This is a genomic window from SAR324 cluster bacterium, assembly GCA_015232315.1.
In the GTDB taxonomy this organism is placed as follows: Bacteria; SAR324; SAR324; order SAR324; family NAC60-12; genus JADFZZ01.
This window is the reverse complement of sequence record JADFZZ010000002.1, coordinates 279,708-296,379: the sequence shown is the minus strand read 5'-3', so window position 1 is coordinate 296,379 and position 16,672 is coordinate 279,708. Positions and strand designations below refer to the sequence as shown.

Annotated in this window: 14 protein-coding genes; 8 read left to right on the top strand and 6 right to left on the bottom strand. The window is 46.2% G+C overall.

Annotated elements, in window-relative coordinates; genetic code table 11:
- Positions 1-232 precede the first annotated feature (232 nt).
- The 8 genes from HQM11_02765 to uvrB all read left to right on the top strand — a co-directional run bounded on the left by HQM11_02765 (position 233) and on the right by uvrB (position 11,073).
- Positions 233-1,306, top strand: coding sequence for a hypothetical protein (locus HQM11_02765; GenBank protein MBF0349921.1), 1,074 nt, complete (start codon positions 233-235; stop codon positions 1,304-1,306).
- A 33-nt stretch (positions 1,307-1,339) separates the two neighbouring features.
- Complete coding sequence (locus HQM11_02760) at positions 1,340-3,241, top strand: tetratricopeptide repeat protein (GenBank protein MBF0349920.1); 1,902 nt, start codon at positions 1,340-1,342, stop codon at positions 3,239-3,241.
- Positions 3,242-3,255: 14 nt separating this feature from the next.
- Positions 3,256-4,098, top strand: a complete 843-nt coding sequence (locus HQM11_02755; GenBank protein MBF0349919.1) for a mechanosensitive ion channel — start codon at positions 3,256-3,258, stop codon at positions 4,096-4,098.
- A gap of 224 nt (positions 4,099-4,322) precedes the next feature.
- Positions 4,323-4,649 (top strand): thioredoxin, encoded by a 327-nt coding sequence (gene trxA, locus HQM11_02750; protein MBF0349918.1) that lies wholly within the window; start codon positions 4,323-4,325, stop codon positions 4,647-4,649.
- 24 nt (positions 4,650-4,673) lie between these two features.
- Complete coding sequence (truA, locus tag HQM11_02745) at positions 4,674-5,468, top strand: tRNA pseudouridine(38-40) synthase TruA (GenBank protein MBF0349917.1); 795 nt, start codon at positions 4,674-4,676, stop codon at positions 5,466-5,468.
- Positions 5,469-5,515: 47 nt separating this feature from the next.
- A complete protein-coding gene (locus HQM11_02740; protein ID MBF0349916.1) occupies positions 5,516-7,663 on the top strand; it encodes a hypothetical protein in 2,148 nt (715 codons plus the stop codon).
- A gap of 14 nt (positions 7,664-7,677) precedes the next feature.
- On the top strand, positions 7,678-8,748 hold the full coding sequence (locus HQM11_02735; protein ID MBF0349915.1) for a hypothetical protein: 1,071 nt from the start codon (positions 7,678-7,680) through the stop codon (positions 8,746-8,748).
- Positions 8,749-9,096: 348 nt separating this feature from the next.
- Positions 9,097-11,073, top strand: coding sequence for an excinuclease ABC subunit UvrB (gene uvrB / locus HQM11_02730; GenBank protein MBF0349914.1), 1,977 nt, complete (start codon positions 9,097-9,099; stop codon positions 11,071-11,073).
- A gap of 3 nt (positions 11,074-11,076) precedes the next feature.
- Here uvrB and HQM11_02725 read toward each other — a convergent pair whose 3' ends face one another.
- The 6 genes from HQM11_02725 to HQM11_02700 form a co-directional block, all read right to left on the bottom strand.
- A complete protein-coding gene (locus HQM11_02725) occupies positions 11,077-12,924 on the bottom strand; it encodes a hypothetical protein (GenBank protein MBF0349913.1) in 1,848 nt (615 codons plus the stop codon).
- Positions 12,925-13,000: 76 nt separating this feature from the next.
- Entirely contained in the window at positions 13,001-13,324 is a 324-nt protein-coding gene (locus HQM11_02720; GenBank protein MBF0349912.1) for a type II toxin-antitoxin system PemK/MazF family toxin, read from the bottom strand.
- Complete coding sequence (locus HQM11_02715; GenBank protein ID MBF0349911.1) at positions 13,318-13,575, bottom strand: AbrB/MazE/SpoVT family DNA-binding domain-containing protein; 258 nt, start codon at positions 13,573-13,575, stop codon at positions 13,318-13,320. The genes HQM11_02720 and HQM11_02715 overlap by 7 nt, the downstream gene beginning before the upstream one ends.
- 121 nt (positions 13,576-13,696) lie before the next feature.
- Positions 13,697-15,028, bottom strand: coding sequence for a hypothetical protein (locus HQM11_02710; protein ID MBF0349910.1), 1,332 nt, complete (start codon positions 15,026-15,028; stop codon positions 13,697-13,699).
- Between the two features lie 20 nt (positions 15,029-15,048).
- On the bottom strand, positions 15,049-15,333 hold the full coding sequence (locus HQM11_02705; protein MBF0349909.1) for a hypothetical protein: 285 nt from the start codon (positions 15,331-15,333) through the stop codon (positions 15,049-15,051).
- A 42-nt stretch (positions 15,334-15,375) separates the two neighbouring features.
- Positions 15,376-16,488 (bottom strand): alanine--glyoxylate aminotransferase family protein, encoded by a 1,113-nt coding sequence (locus HQM11_02700; protein ID MBF0349908.1) that lies wholly within the window; start codon positions 16,486-16,488, stop codon positions 15,376-15,378.
- Positions 16,489-16,672 lie beyond the last annotated feature (184 nt).

The window sequence follows — 16,672 nt, the reverse complement described above, 5'->3', positions numbered from 1 at the left end:
AACATGAATCAAACAGATAATTCTGAAATGGAAACACACGAGTTCTTAGCAACTACCATAAAAGGTTCGCGCACAGATTGTCAAGCATCTGAAACCTTCATTGCCGAATTTTCAACAGTCATGACGATAAAAAACACAGCAAAAAGCTTGTTCCTGTCAGGAAAAACGAATTGAACTTCCGGAGTAACCTGTTACAAAACAAAGACGTTGCATCACCCCCCATCAGAGGCTTATGAAAATTATTAAAGTGCTGTTCATTTTTATTATCCTCACAGGGAGTCTAACAGGCTGTGGCATGCGGACAGTCCCTAAACCCTACAAGGAAAAACTACCTGATATCACTGAATTTACGGCTATCCAACGTGGTAATCAGATTCGCTTGTCATGGAAATTGCCAGAAACCATTGACTTTGAATCACAAACACCGATTCGCACTTTTTATCTCAGAGATGATCTGGTGCTTGTCTTTCTGGAACAGGATTTTCGCAATGAAGTGTTTCACATCCGCACAACAGTGGGCGTTTCCCAACAATTCATGATCGAAGAAACTGTCTTGAACCCCCAGTGTCTGGAATGCCTTCCTCTTTTATCCAGAAACTATCTGATCCCGTATCCCTCCAGACACCTGAAAGCAGAAAATGGTCACCTCATGTTCTATCTTCCAGAGGCCCCCAAAGATCCTTATGTGCATTCCTTCAAACTTTTTTTTAAGACCAGGAATGGTCGGGATCTGGCAACACCCCGGCAAACCAAACTGAATGGATTTACAGAATTTCCGGAATTGACCGTGCCCAAGCTGAAATTGATGTCGTTTGAACAGGCAGAAGGCTTACGACAACTGGTTGCGATTCCAGTGTCCGACATGACCCCCCATGTGTTTCAGATTTCATGGGAACCCTTGTTGGAACAAATGGAAGTGTTGTTTGACAATACCGGAGAAATTCTGACTAAACCCGTGTATTTTCGTGCCAACATTTATCGTGCGATTGAGGGCTACAACTGGCCGGAAACACCGATTGCGACCATCAGCAACAGTTTTTTGCTCATGTATCAGCCTCAACCCGGTTCTTCCACCTCCATCAGCAAACCGGAACTTCCTCAACGGGAAGCCTTTCTGGACTATTTCAGTCGGCGTTTTGATAAATATCTGTTCCAGATCCGACTGGTCGATTCACACGGCAACGAAAGCTTGCCTTCCCCGCCGGTTTACCTATACAGACATCAGGAACCTGCGTTGCCGGAAACAGAAGAATTGAAATTCATGCAGGAACGTTTTTTTGAAACCAGAAACCAAGCCGCAGAATAACAGTTTTTTCCCAACTTTTTTCCACTGAATGCTATGAAACATGGATTTTATTTCATTTTAATTGGTTTGATGATGTTTCTGTCACAGGCCTGTTCCCGATCTATGCCTTATGAACCCGCTGTTATTCTAAACAGTAATAATGTGGACCGGGTGATTGAGGAACAGAACGCCAAACTGAAACAGGCTGAGAATGACCCCATCCTGTATTACAAATTGGCTCAGGCCTATTTTTTCAAACAATGGTATGAAGAAGCCGAACAATTCGTTCGAAAAGCCAGCCAGTTGGATCCTCTCAAATATCAATATTTTGAATTGATTGGCGATATTGCCTTTCGCAAGGAACGTTATTCTGATGCCATCAATGCTTACACGACCGCGGTACGCCTTAACCCGGAACTCCTCTCAGGACTCCTGAAACTGGCATTGACCTATGAAAAAGTGGACGACCCCGAACGAGCCGTGGCAACACTGGAAGAAGCCATCCAAAAAGACCGGCGCTATGTTGAAGCGCTGTATCATCTGGCCAGAATCAGCCTGCAACGTCGTGAATATGACAATGCCCAACAGTCTATCAAAACCGTTTTGACGCTGGAACCCTCCAATGTGGAAGCCCGGTTGCTGCAAATCAGGATTTATGCGTCACAAGCCCGGTATTACTATGCGCAAACCCTGGCAGACGATCTGCTCAAGGCACATCCTGAAGCCACAAGAGCCAATTATGAACTGATGCGCATTTATTTTGCCCGTCAGCAATATGCGCCTGCGCTGGAGATCATAAAACAACTGCAACAAAATGGTCAGCTTCAACTGGAAGACCGCTTGATCCATGCGCATATTCTCATCAGTCAGGAACAGATTGAACAAGCCAAACGTATTCTTGAAAATATTCTCAGTGAATCTCCCGGAAATCTGGATGCGATGATGGAACTTGCCATGCTGTATATCAGAACCGGTGAACTTGATAAAGCAGGGATCTGGCTGGCTCGAGCACTGGAAATCAATAAACGACTGGCAAAAGCCTATTTTTTTCAGGCATCCCTGTATTTTGCCCGGGGACGAAGCCTCGAAGGCGACCTGGCTCTCACCCGTGCCCTGGATATTGATCCGGAAAGCCTTCATGCGCAGTTACTGTCTCTCAGAAGAAAACTATTGAAAGGCGAACTGAAAAATGTGGAACGTCAACTGAGCGGCATTATCCAGAAGTATCCCCTGGAGAGCGAAGTGCTGAGGCTTCAGGCTGATATGTACATCATCCGCGGTGACTATCTTGAAGCTGAAGCGTTGCTCCACAAAATTGTAGTCATCGACAATAGCGATCTCATTCAGTTCTCACTGGCAAGGGTGCTCTATTTGCGGGGACTCTTCCGACAGGTGATTCCGGTGCTTCAACCCTTGGTGGAAAAACACCCGCAAGACTGGGAAACCGCCTATCTGTATGCCGCGACACTCAACCGCCTGGGCCAGTTTGATGAATCCTTGAAAGTGTGTCTGCCTTTTCTTAAAAATAATCAGGGAGATGGCTTCATTCACCGACTTGCCGGCGATCTCTTCCGCAGTCAGGAAAATGAAACTGAAGCGCTGAAAATCTATAAAACCGGCATGGAATATTTCCCGGGCAATCTGGAGCTGGTGGATGCGCTCAGCAATGTTTACATGAGCTTGCAGAAATGGCCACAGGTCAAGGAATTGCTGCTGAATCAGACCGATCGTGATACCTACCTGACCTCCCTGTTCCTTGACCGGCTTGTGCTGACTTTTCAACAACTGGGCGACAATGCCAACGCCCTGCTCTATCGCCGGCGTTTCAATGAAAAAAACGATCCGGTTTTGCGGGCACAAGGCCCCAATATGGAAAGCAGACTGCTGTTTTCTGTCTCTTCCCCGATTCTCCAGTATGAATCGCTGTCCCATACCTATTTGCCTGAATCCAACTAAGTTATTGAGATACCATGAGTGCTGATATTCCCATTGATATAAAAAACATGATTCCCTACCTTCAGACTCTTTTTACAGAATACGGACTCCATCTTCTGGGCGCGTTACTGATCCTGTTTTTGGGGCGACTGGCATCCCGTATTCTGAGAGATGTGACGGTCAAAGCCTTGCACCGGGCCAAAGTGGATGAAACACTGACCCTGTTCACGTCACATATTGTTTATTTTGGAAGCATGCTGTTTGTGATTCTGGCGGCCTTGAACCAGATTGGAATCCAGACGGCGTCATTGATTGCGGTGATTGGTGCGGCTGGACTTGCCATCGGCCTGGCACTTCAGGGCTCTCTCTCCAATTTCGCGGCCGGGGTGTTGATCATTATTTTCAGACCATTCCGTGTGGGCGACCTGATCGAAGGCGCTGGAATTTTGGGAACCGCTGAAGAAATCCATATCCTGACAACACAAATGCGTACTCCGGACAACAAGGTGGTGGTAGTTCCCAATTCCACCATGATGGCTGATAAAATCATCAATTATGTGAGCAAGCCCACGAGAAGAATTGATTTCGTGTTTGGCGTCGCCTACAATTCTGATCTGAAAAAAGTCAAAAACATTTTAAAAGATATTCTTGAACAGCATGATAAAGTTCTTAAAGATCCCATCCCTGTCATCGGCTTGCTGGAAATGGCCGACAGCAGCCTGAACATAGCAGTCCGCCCCTGGATCAAAACGCCCGATTACTGGGAAGTCTATTTTGACATCATGGAAAAAGTAAAAAACCGCTTTGATGAAGAAGGCATCTCGATTCCGTTTCCCCAGAGAGATGTTCATCTGTTCACCCATCCATCCGAAACATGACACCAAACCACATTGATTGGGGTTATTCATTTTTACGCATTGTAGGGGCGGTTCGCGAACCGCCCCTACGGTTGGATTTCTTTGAGAAGTCAGGGGTATTTGAGAACTTGGAGCAGGGCCTTGATTTTTGGATTACCTCAAGTTATGTATAGCGTTCAATTCAAACGGAGCCTGTTGCCATAAGGGTAGCAGGGTTTTGAAGTTAACTTTGTTGGAGTCTTCTTATGGCAAGTCAGAAAGTAGTGCATTTAACCGATGCATCGTTTGACGGAGAAATCAGTTCAGGCTATTCACTGGTGGATTTCTGGGCGGAATGGTGTGGTCCCTGCCGGGCACTGGCCCCCACCATTGATGAACTGGCGGAAACCTATGATGGAAAAGTTAAAATCTGCAAAGTCGATGTGGACAATAACCAGGAAGTCGCGTCCAGATACGGAATTCGTGGAATTCCTACGATCATTCTTTACAAGGATGGCAAGCAGGTCAACATCTTTACCGGAAATGATCCTCAACGGATCAAATCCATGGTAGCGCAAGCTGTCAGCAACTAACCTTCCTTTTTAGCAGGAGCCGTCATTGTGTCCCATCAAAACTGGCTTCTGCTACTTTCCTATGAGGGAACTGCCTATCATGGATGGCAGGTCCAACCCACCCAGCGCACCATCGAAGGAGAGCTGGAATCAGCAATTTTTGAGATCACCAGAGAACACGTAAAAGTTCTGGGTGCAGGTCGCACCGATGCGGGAGTTCATGCGCTCAACCAGACAGCCAGTTTTCAATCGAATAGTTCCTTCACTGCTGAAAAATGGTTCAAAGCGCTGAACAGCGTTCTGCCCAAAGACATTGTGGTAAAGCATGTTCTTCCTGTCGATCCAGCCTTCCATGCCCGCTACAACGCCCGTGGCAAACGCTACCGTTATCTGCTCACGAATGGTTCATGGCAAAGTCCGTTTGCCCGGTCACATAGCTGGTGGATTCGCAATCCACTGAATCTTGAAAAAATGAGGACAGCGGCGTCTTTTCTGCTGGGGACACATGACTTTTCGTCCTTCCGGGCTTCAGGATGTTCCTCGCCTTCCCCCATCAAAGACATGAGAGAAATTCTCATTCATCCTGTGACCAGTCCCTTGGGAAACCTGTGTCTGGAGATTGAGGCCAGTTCATTTTTACAGCACATGGTACGAATCCTCACAGGAACCCTGGTGGACGTTGGCATGGAAAAACGGGATCCTGAAGAGATTCCTTTACTTTTAGAGGCAAAAGACCGTACAAAAAGTGGTAAAACCGCACCTGCTCACGGGCTGTATGTGTTAAAGGTTCACTATGATCCCGAAGAAGTTCTCTGGCCGCCAGGTGTTCTGGATCCATAAGCCTCAGAACTCACTGGTCAACACTTTTGCTTATCCTTAAAGGTTTTATGATGGACGCTGGCAGATTGATCGTGGAAGCTGCTGAAATGATCGTGGATATCCAGAAAGATCAGATTGATACCACCAGACTTTCAGAGGCAAATAAAAAAAAGGCACAGACGATCAATCAGTGTTTGAAAATCATTCGGACCAGTGAAAGAAAACTGTTTGCGATCCAGCAGAAACTACTGGCTGATTCGCAACAGGAAAAAGCTGCGTTTTCCCTCATCAAACCTTACGCCCCTGATATCAATCTGCTCAATTCGGAATTACTGCGCATCGCGGAAAATGGCTCCACTCAGATTTACGACCTGTTTATTGAACCGACGCACCCCCGTTCAGAAGCCTTGAGACCGCTATCCAATGAGGAGGAAATCCGCTGGATTCCCCGTGTTGTGGATGCGGTTATTTTTTTATATGCCCCGTATGAGATTTTTCCGTTTTTGAATTCTATCAGGGAAATGATTCTTCTGATTGATGATGATGAACGACGCATGTACCTGCTGAATTATATCGAACGCTGGCTCTATAAATTCACAGATTTTCTGCACTCCCTGTCGGAGAAAGGACAGGACAGCATGCTGAATCTTTGTTTTCTGGGGAAACATGAACAGTATCCGGTCATTTTACAGGTCATCCGGTTTCTTCATCAAAAAGAGAACTGGGATGGTCCTTCCGCACAGATACAGCGCTACAACATGGTCCGGTTGTTTCTGATCTTTAAAAAAGTGCTTTATTTGCACATCAAGGCCCAGAATGTTCCGGAAACATTCAGGGCCATTCTTTCAGAGTTCACTCATGCCATTCTGGCAGAAGAAATCAATGTTCCCAAAGACACGCTGATGATTGTGGCGTTGGGCTTTTATTATGAACCGGAACGTTTTCATTTCATGGCCAACCTGAAACGGGCCAACATTGAGCGTTTTGTTGAATTATACCAGCAATTGCTGATTTTGCTGGAATCCCCCCAGTCCCAGGGCATGAAACAAAAATTCATGGAAAATACTGAAACCATGAACCGGATCATCAAAAAATCCCATTTGCTGACAGATCCCTCCATCCCGGAAACTCTAAAAATGATGTTACGGCGTGAAATCAGCCGTCAGATCCTGACCAAACAGGATGTGCCGCCAGTTTCACCATCGGCAGTCGCGCAAACCAAACGTTTGTCAGCTCAGGAAAAACTGACACAATTGAAACAGCAGGTGCTCAAAGAAGCGCCCAAAAAACAGCAATCCGAACCTGATACCAAACCGCTAAGTCTTGTTTCAACTCCTGCGCCTGTCGTTGTTGCTGTGGCACCGCCAGCGGTTGCTATTCAGGTTTTTCAGGACAGCCCCAGACAAAGAAATTACAGCCAGTCGCAAGTCACAGCCTTCCCGCTGGTGCCTGAACAGATCAACACACTCAAAGGCTGGAATTTTACGTCCATTTCAATCGTTCAACCGGAAGACACGCTGTTTTATCTTCTCTCAAACTTCAAGGTTCTCGGCACACTCAAATTTGCGGAGATGCTGGCCTTGGCCAGAGTGCCTTTCTACTTTGAGTTTTTCACCCAGAATAAAGAACGGCACCTTAAATTTGTGCATCTGGCACATCTGATCAGCATGCAAATGAGCCCTGATGACGCAAAAATTCTGTTTCCGATGCTGGAATCCTCCGGACAGTTGACCACTGAAGAAGTTGATCTTCTCATGCAATTGCTTCCTGTCCTACTGAGCAAAGAGGCGTTGGGTGATCTCGGAAAACTGACCATGAACCGGCAGAAATTTGTCTCAGGCACCCAGATCAATCATCGTGTCTTTTTTGAAACCTACAATCTGGTGTCAGAAAATATGATTCTGGAATTTCCCTATTTTCAACAACCAGTGGTGTATTGGAATTTTCTGGATGCGGCCTTGCTGGAAACTGCCAGAAAAATTGACAGGGACAACTGTCATTCCGGCTATGACAGGCTTCGCCCTGACAAGTTGGCCACATACCTGGAAACCAATCAGGTGGATTTGTTCAAACGCATGGAAAAAATGCTGAAAACCCAATTCCATTCAACCTTTCTGTTTGAATATCTCATGCCGAAACTCGGACAACTGCTGGAATATAAAATCACACCCGACCTGATGCGTTTGTGTCAGGTCAAGGCTGTCAAACTGTATTAACCGGGAGACATCAAATGGACATTGCGGTTTTGGACAAGGAATCGCTCATGGTACTGATTACCCAGAAATCGGTCATGAACGGATCAAGTGTGGATGAACTGGCAAAAGATATCTTCATTCTGAAGGAAAAAGGAGCAATGGGCTTCATTTTTGATTTTTCAGCCACCCCTTTCATCAGCGAAAATGCCATTGCGTTTCTTGCTACATTGGGCGCTGAAGCCATCATGGGCAATGATATTTTGCGCTTCGTCTGTGACAATCCGAAAGTGCTCCTTCAATTTGAAATCTCAGGAATGAGTCCTTACATTCAACCCTTTCAGAATGCCCAGCAAGCCATTGAAGATATGAAGCAGGCCCTTTTTATTGAGGGTGACTTGCTCAATCCCCCTCAAATGTATAAAACCGCGTCCACCGAATTCAAACTGGCAGGACTCGGGCAAGCCGCCAAGTCCGCTGAACCAACGTTTGTTCAACCGGGCGCGGAAGTCTCCGCTGGCAATAAAATGCCGCCATCTTCAGCCAAACCCGATGAGGAATTACCCTTTGAATTTCAATTTCAGGACCTCAAACCGGAGGAACTCTCAAATCCTTATATGCTGGATTCCGCTGAAAACTCTGAAGACGCGCTCAAAGGCGTACTCAAGCATCTGACTTTTAAAATGAAGGATAGTTACGGACAACTCCAGGAAACCGGCAGAATGGTTCTCGGCGTTGAAAGTGAATTTATCGCCAAACACGCCTATCCCGTCCGGGAATGGGCCCGTTCGTTTCTGGTAACACAAGGGACTTCGCCCAAAATGAGACATCTGCTACTCACCCTTGGCGGCTATGCGCATAAAAAAGCCAAATCCCTGTCATATTCAGCGTCACAGGCACTTGATGAATATGAACTGGAATGCTATTTTTCCATCGCAATTTATGAACCTTGCCAGTTATATGGTCCTACCAGTGGCAATCGTCAGGCCAAAGGCATGACGTTTCTCCAGTATTCCTATAGAGAACCTGCCCTGCAAAAGTTTCTGTTCAAGATTCTGCCTAAACTGAAACTTTATGTCCGTCAGCAGGAACAACCAGCCACAGCTTGAGCAATGAAGGGGTTGGTCACATTTTCGGCTATGTGTCAAAAATTGATCTTTGATGTTTCACCTGATTTGTGTTTTATCCCGTAGGGGCAGTGTGTCTGCCCGGCATCAGGGCCAATGTCATCAACTTAAGGCGTTCTTCGCCGGGAAATCCCCCTTTTCAAAGGGGGCATGGGGGATTTAACGCTCAGAATTACATCCCCCTAACCCCCTTGAACCAAGGGGGAATTAATACTCAGCACCATTCATAATGCTTAAGTTGATGACATTGGATCAGAGCGAACACACAGGTTCGCCCCGACAATTTGTGGCCGAAAATATGACAAACATCACACAATATCAGGTAACACCATGGGAAACTTCAAAATTCAGGCTGAATTTACTCCACAGGGAGATCAGCCGGAAGCCATTGAGAAACTGTATCAAGGCATTCGGGATAATAAGAAACATCAGGTTTTGCTGGGGATCACCGGGTCAGGGAAAACCTTCACCATGGCCAATCTGATTCAGAAATGGAATCGTCCGGCACTGGTCATGGCACACAACAAAACCCTGGCCGCCCAGCTCTACAATGAGTTCAAGGCGTTTTTTCCGGAAAACGCTGTGGAATATTTTGTGAGTTACTACGATTACTACCAGCCTGAAGCCTATGTCGCGGCAAGAGATCTTTACATCGAAAAAGACACTGCCGTAAACGATGAACTGGACCGTTTGCGCCTGTCTGCCACCAGATCCCTGTTTGAACGGCAGGATGTGGTCATTGTCAGCAGTGTGTCCTGCATCTATGGCCTTGGATCGCCTGAAGATTACAGCAGTATGAGCCTGACGCTGGAAGCTGGAAAATCTCTCAGTCGGACACGCATCCTCGAACAGTTGATCGCCATGCAGTATGAGCGCAATGATTTTGATTTCCACCGGGGCACCGTCAGGGTTCGGGGCGATGTGGTTGAAGTGTTTCTGGCCGAAGCGGAATTCGCGATTCGTATTGAATTGTTTGGTGATGAAATTGAAGCACTCAGCAAAGTCGAACCGTTGACAGGAAAAAAACTTGAAAACCTGGCGAAAGTTTCGATTTTTCCGTCCTCGCATTATGTGATGCCTGCCGATTATCTGCCGCAAACCATGGAAATGATCCGGCAGGAACTGGCAGAACAACTGGCGCTATTCCAACAGCAGGGCAAACTGATTGAATACCATCGGCTCAAACAACGGACCGAATATGATCTTGAGATGATTGAAGAAACAGGATTTTGCAATGGCATTGAAAACTACAGCCGCATCATGCAACGCAGAGCACCCGGAAGTTGCCCCATCACCCTGATTGATTATTTGCCTGAAGACTCCCTCATATTTGTTGATGAAAGTCATGTCACGCTCCCTCAGGTTCGAGGGATGGCCGCAGGAGATTACTCCAGAAAATCCGCCTTGGTGGATTATGGTTTTCGCCTGCCTTCCGCCCTGGATAACCGGCCTCTCAAATTTGAGGAATTTGAAAAAATCAAACACCGGATGATTTATGTTTCAGCGACGCCCGGCGATGATGAAGTCCGCAAATCCAAAGGCTATGTAGTGGAACAGGTTATTCGCCCCACAGGTCTGCTGGACCCTGTGATTGAGGTACGCCCTGTCATGGGACAGGTGGATGACATGCTGCATGAAATTCGACTGCGGGTAGAACGCAAGGAGCGGGTGCTGATCACTACACTGACCAAAAAAATGGCGGAAGACCTGACCGAATATTATGAAGAACTTGGTGTGCGGGTTCGCTACATGCACTCAGACATTGACGTGGTGGAACGATCACAAATCCTGCATGACTTGCGTAAAGGTGATTTTGATGTGCTGATTGGCATCAATCTCTTGCGTGAAGGGCTTGATTTACCGGAAGTTTCTCTGGTGGGAATTTTTGACGCGGACAAGGAAGGATTTTTGCGATCATCCCGATCCTTGATTCAGACCTGCGGACGTGCCTCAAGAAATGTGAATGGCATGGTACTCATGTATGCGGACAAAATGACGGATTCCATGAAAATCGCCATCGAAGTCACCCAGAAACGACGGGAAAGGCAAATGGCGTTCAATCTCCAGCACCAGATCACCCCCAAAACCATTTACAAACAGATCGGGCCTTCGCTGGCACCTGTGGAACCTGAAGAAATGGTGGCGGAATCTGAAGGCGGTTACCGGAACCGGAAAGAGATAGAAAAAGACATCAAAAACATGGAGCAGGAAATGCAGAAAGCCGCGGCGGCTCTCGAATTTGAGTTTGCCGCCCAATTGCGTGACCGGATTGCCGCATTGAAAAAAGACTGGTTGATGCGAACCTGATTTTCAGGGAAACACATGAAACGGGATCCAGCCATAGGAGACATTGTCCCGTTTCCACCAGAATTGTCTGGGGTGATAATCGACTTCTACGTAATCACCAGTGATGGGATCTTCGAGTTCCATTGTATTTTCCACGATTTGAAACAACTCCCGTTGGGGATATTGCGGATGCGGTCGCATTTCGCCTGAGCGAAGACTTTCCTGATTGGTCAATATTTTCACCAGCTTATCCTGGCTCAACCGAATCCGGTTGTTGTCCGATTCAAGATCAACCGGATCCATCAAGGGCCATTGGTCGCATGATAACACCAGCAAGCCATTGGCACCTCTGAAATTGATCCCTGTCATTTCACGATTGATGGATTCCACATCCAGACCCTCTGCCATAAGAGCCTCAACCGCTTCATCATCTGCATCCGGCAACGTTTCTCTCAAAATGCTCTTCAACGTATCCTCACACTCTGTAACCCGGTTTTTGGATGCTTTGCTGAAAACATTCATGATTTTTTCGTAGTTGGAAATCATGTTCACAATCTGCTCCCGTTCGACCAGAACGACTTCTTCGACTTGTGGAATATTGTTCTGTTTTGCCGCAACAAATCCTCGCCGGAAAAGTTCAAAGCGATGATCCAGCATGGGCAACAGGCGATCACTGACCATTTGCGCCAACTCAATCGGATCATTAAGTCCCTGTGCTTCCAGATTGTCACGAATCAGCAGACGTAGCCAATCTTCAAACAAGTAGGTATCCTTGATTTGTCCGCCTGACAGGTAATAGATTTCATAATAGCCATCCACTTCGTTCTTATCAATCACCAACCAGCGCAGACTGTCATGCTCCACAGGCACCGTCACGTCTTCATAGGCCACCACATCCCACGGGTTTTGCTCCAGCAGGCCCTGACTGGTCATGTAGATTTTGGCAGGTTCACGTTCCTTCCTATTGTCCTCAATGAACTGCACCGCCTCCCGGGTTTCCCAGACAATGGCCCGTCGTTTGGGAATCCAGCCGATGATGTTATCCCGGGCAAACAAAGGCTGGGCGATGCCCCGGTGTCGTCCAATCAGATAAAAATCCTTTGTTTGAGCAAATACCATGTAGAAATCAAATATTTTCAATTCATCTTCCACACGGGCGTCTACTTCCGGCGAAAATCGCACCGGAACCCTGTCCAGTTTTTCATTGGGATCGTAATGCACAGGATTATTACTCAGAACGACCGTCAAATCCTTATGTGCTTCATTTTTGATAACCGAACGGCGCAACAGCAAATCCTTACGTTCTGCCCACCCCACCGGAATAAACTGTTTGACAGGCTCTGTTTCATTGCCATCATAACGGAAAACCACCACTCTCGGTTTGTCATATTGAGCACTGGCACAGGCCTGACAGGTCCACAACGGATACATGAAGGGAAGACTCTGTTTGATCGCCGGACCTTCAAAGTTGGCATAAACCGGCATATTTCCACGCAAGGCAAACGCATTGTGCGTATAGTTTTTTTCCGGTGTTGTTGTTAAATTTTCCTGTTCAACCCATCCCAGAAACTTATGTTTATCGGCGGGATTCTGTTCTTTTTCATCAAACCAGAAAGCTTTCACCCGATTACCCGCAGGATTATCCCCAAGACAAGTCGCACAGATTAACAGTTCTTTTCTGGCAGGAAGTCCCATCTTGATCCTGGGATTTTTCAAGGAGGCATAAACTGGTGTATCAGGAATCCGCGTATAAACTTTCAGAGCGATTTCTTCTGGTCCTTTGGGACGTATGGTTGTTGAACAGGACATCAGGCTGAGGACAGACACCATCAACCAAAAACACAGATTTCTGATATTCCTTATAAAACGCATGTATTGCTCCTTCATAAAATGCTTGAGTGGAATCAAATTTCAATATCCTGGGCAGTAACTGGAACTTCAATAAGAATCAGGGGGCAAACATCTCGTGTAATATGCTCAAAACCTGTTGAGCTGAGATTTTATCAATGTGCCCCAGTTTTTTAAGAAGACGTGTCTTATCTACAGTTCGTATTTGATCAAGTACAATTTGCCCTTGCTTATCCTGAAAAGAAACTGGAACCCGCGATGGATATGGACGACCTTTGGTTGTCATGGGGGCAATGATAACAGTCGCGATATGCGGATTCATTTCGTCAGGAGAGATAACCAGACATGGACGAGTTTTTTGAATTTCTGTACCTTGAGTGGGATCAAGCTGAACCAGAAACACATCAAAACGTTTAATTACCATACCCACTCCTCCTGATCCCATTGGGTGGAGACTGATGGTTCAAGCATGGTATCTTCATGATTTAATGCCATTTCCTGAAATTGTTTATTCCAGTCTTTTCTTGTCGTTTTTACAGGTTTGATCACTAAGGCGTCATCGTGTGGTTCCAGTAGAACTTCTCTGGATAAGTGACATTGTTTCATAATTGCTTTTGAAAGTCGGATTCCCTGTGAATTACCAATACGAACGATTTGTGTTTTAATAGCAGTCATAATGATTACCAATCAAGAATCAATTATATTTTTTGTTTCAATAACAGATGTTTGAACACTAACTACGTCATATAAACCGGAATGACAAGCACTCATTTTTCCACCTGTGCAGGTCGAAAAATCAGGAAGGTTCTGAGATATTAAATGGAAGCTGATATTGCGCAATGGATTGATGCTCACGAAAAACAATCTGTTTGTGAAAAGATGACAGCCGTTGTTTGAGTGTGACCGCATCAGGAATCACATCTGGTGGAATCTCAACAAAGATTTTTCCAGTTTGTTTCAAAAATGATTTTTTCTGCTTTTGCTCCTGTTTTCTGGCGGCTAATGTTGGTTTTCCGCCTAAGGCTAAAACAGGATAAACGTAGTCTTCCGTCAACAACTCAAGGGCAATTCCAAGGCTGGGTAAAAAATATTGTATAGCTGAAATTCCCTTTTCAGGCTGATAGTGTTCCTGACAATGTTCATTGCCAAATAATTCTGTCAGTGTTTCACGTAATCGCTGGTGACGGTGGCAATGATCCTTGAATCGAGAGGGTTCCCAGGGGAATGAAGCCAGCACACTCATGATCGCCAAGGGTGCAGAATTGTGATAACGCCGTAGCAATCCTGTGCCGTCATGCTCAGTGATCTCAACCCTTCCGATTTGATACCATTCCTCCGCAGCATGGATCTGATAAACGGAAGCCAGCCATTCCAGATATCGCTGACAATTTTCATGATCAGCCCAGAACGCCTCAGGGCAATCCTGAAACTTCCAGGAAAGCCAGTTATGTTCCGGGAAAAGCAATTTGGCAATGGCTTCCAGCGTGATTTCTGGTTTTGAAATCAGCCAGTGTCTTGTGTCAGCTTTGGCTAAATCGTCTGGAGTCACCGCATATAAATCATCGGAGCCCTCAGGACACAGGCCATCGATCATCCATTTCAGCCATGATCTCAGTTGTTGTTCCGAATCCAGAAAAGCCAACGGCAAATGCTCAAACAGCCAGGGATTCCAGTCAAAGTGCGGAAAAGCCTCCTTCAAAATTTTATAAGGATTTTCCTTGTTTTGAGCCCATAATTCTTGCCCATGATTGTCCAAAAAATCTTCAGGCTGAATGTTGTACCAGTCTTCATAGTCGGTATATCCCAATTCTTTTCCCAGCCATTCCAGATAGTCTCTGCAATAACGGGATTGGTGCCACAAATGAACAGGTTGCTCATCAAATTTCCAGGGCATCCATGGTTGATCATTAAAAATATCCATGACCAGCTTTGCTACAGAATCCTGAAATTGAGGCAACAATTCTTCGCCAAAATTGCTGTTCACCACGTCGCGGCTCAAATGATAAAATTCCTCGCTACTGACAAATCCAAGCTGTTCCCCCAACCATGAAAGGTACTGGCGACAATGTTCCTTGTTTCTCCAGAAACTTCTGGGTTGTGCTGTCATCCAGGGATATTGTTCTTCCATAATTCACACTCAACTTTTTTCTATTTTTTATGGGACTTCCAAAGTTTCCAGAACTTTCGCAATGAGTACACCGCCACAATCCACGGAGTCACTAACGCGCAAACCACAAACCACAAAAGTGGTCCTGAAAGTTCTTCAGATGAGTTTTCCGCAATCCGGGAATCTGTTCCGGATGCGGAAAAATCGTCTTCCGGAGCACCCCGCATTCGAGCGACAGGCCACCCGCTCTGTTCTGAAAAAACCTGGCTCTCGAACAGGAGCAGACGATGAGACTCAAAAGCCTCGCTGGTAGAACCCTGTGCCATGAATAAGCTTAAAAAAAGGATGATATATCGCAATATTGCCTGTCAATGTTTAAGGATTTCCCGCAAAGCATGGAGCAGATAAACAATATTGGCTTTATTGGAGGATTCTCCCATCAAACCGATTCTCCAGATTTTTCCTTTCAACTCCCCCAACCCCGCTCCAATTTCGATGCCATATTGTAGCAGGAGTTTTTTTCGGATGGCCATTTCATCCACATTTTCAGGAACACGGATGGCATTCAAAGGCGGCAGTCGATAAGCCGCATCGACGGCTGGCATCAATCCTGATTCTCTCAAATGATCAATCAGGTAATGGCTGTTTTCCAGGTGGCGTTGAAATCGTTGATCCAGACCTTCTTCCAGAATAATTCGCAGTGCTTCTCTCAAGGCGTAGTTCATGCTCACCGGAGCCGTGTGATGATAAACCCGGTTGCTTTCTGACCAGTAACTTTCAATGAGGTTCATGTCCAGATACCAGCTTTGAACCTTATTTTTTCTGGATTTGATCACATGCATCGCCTTGTCACTGAAGGTCATCGGGGACAATCCCGGAGGACAGCTCAAACATTTCTGGGTTCCGCTGTAACACACATCAATTCCCCATTCATCCACCTTTACCGGAACACCGCCCAGAGAAGTGACTGTATCCACAATGAACAGTGCGGAATGGTTGCGGCACATGACGCCAATCTCTTCCAGTGGCTGAAGAATTCCTGTGGAAGTTTCTGCATGAACCAGTACCACAGCCTTAACCCCGTTATGTTTTTTCAACGCGTCCTCGACCCGATGAGGTTCAATCGGCTGTCCCCAATCGGCTGTCAACGGAATCACTTCGCCGCCGCAACGTGAAACCACATCAGCCAGACGATTGCCAAACACACCGTTCAAACCGACAATCACCTGATCTCCCGGTTCGACCACATTGACAATGGAGGCTTCCATCCCCGCACTGCCGGTACCTGAAACCGCAATGGTGAATCGGTTTTTTGTCTGAAAAACCATCCTGAGCATTTCCTGAATTTCATCCATTATTTTCAGAAAATCAGGGTCCAGATGGCCCACAACCGGGGTGGATAACGCACGATACACACGAGGATGAATATTGCTGGGACCAGGCCCGAGCAATATTCTGGCAGAAGGATTCAATTCATTCATAGCACGCATCACTTGTTGGATTATTCAAAGGTTATCGGTTTCAACGCCCCTCAAGATGATTCATGTCACAAATTTTTGAAAGATAAAATCCCAGTGAAACAGTTTATGGAATTATCGCCTCTGACCTCATGATTCAATCTTGTGGATTGGGGGAAATTAGGGAATCTTTGAGGCCTTATTAAAA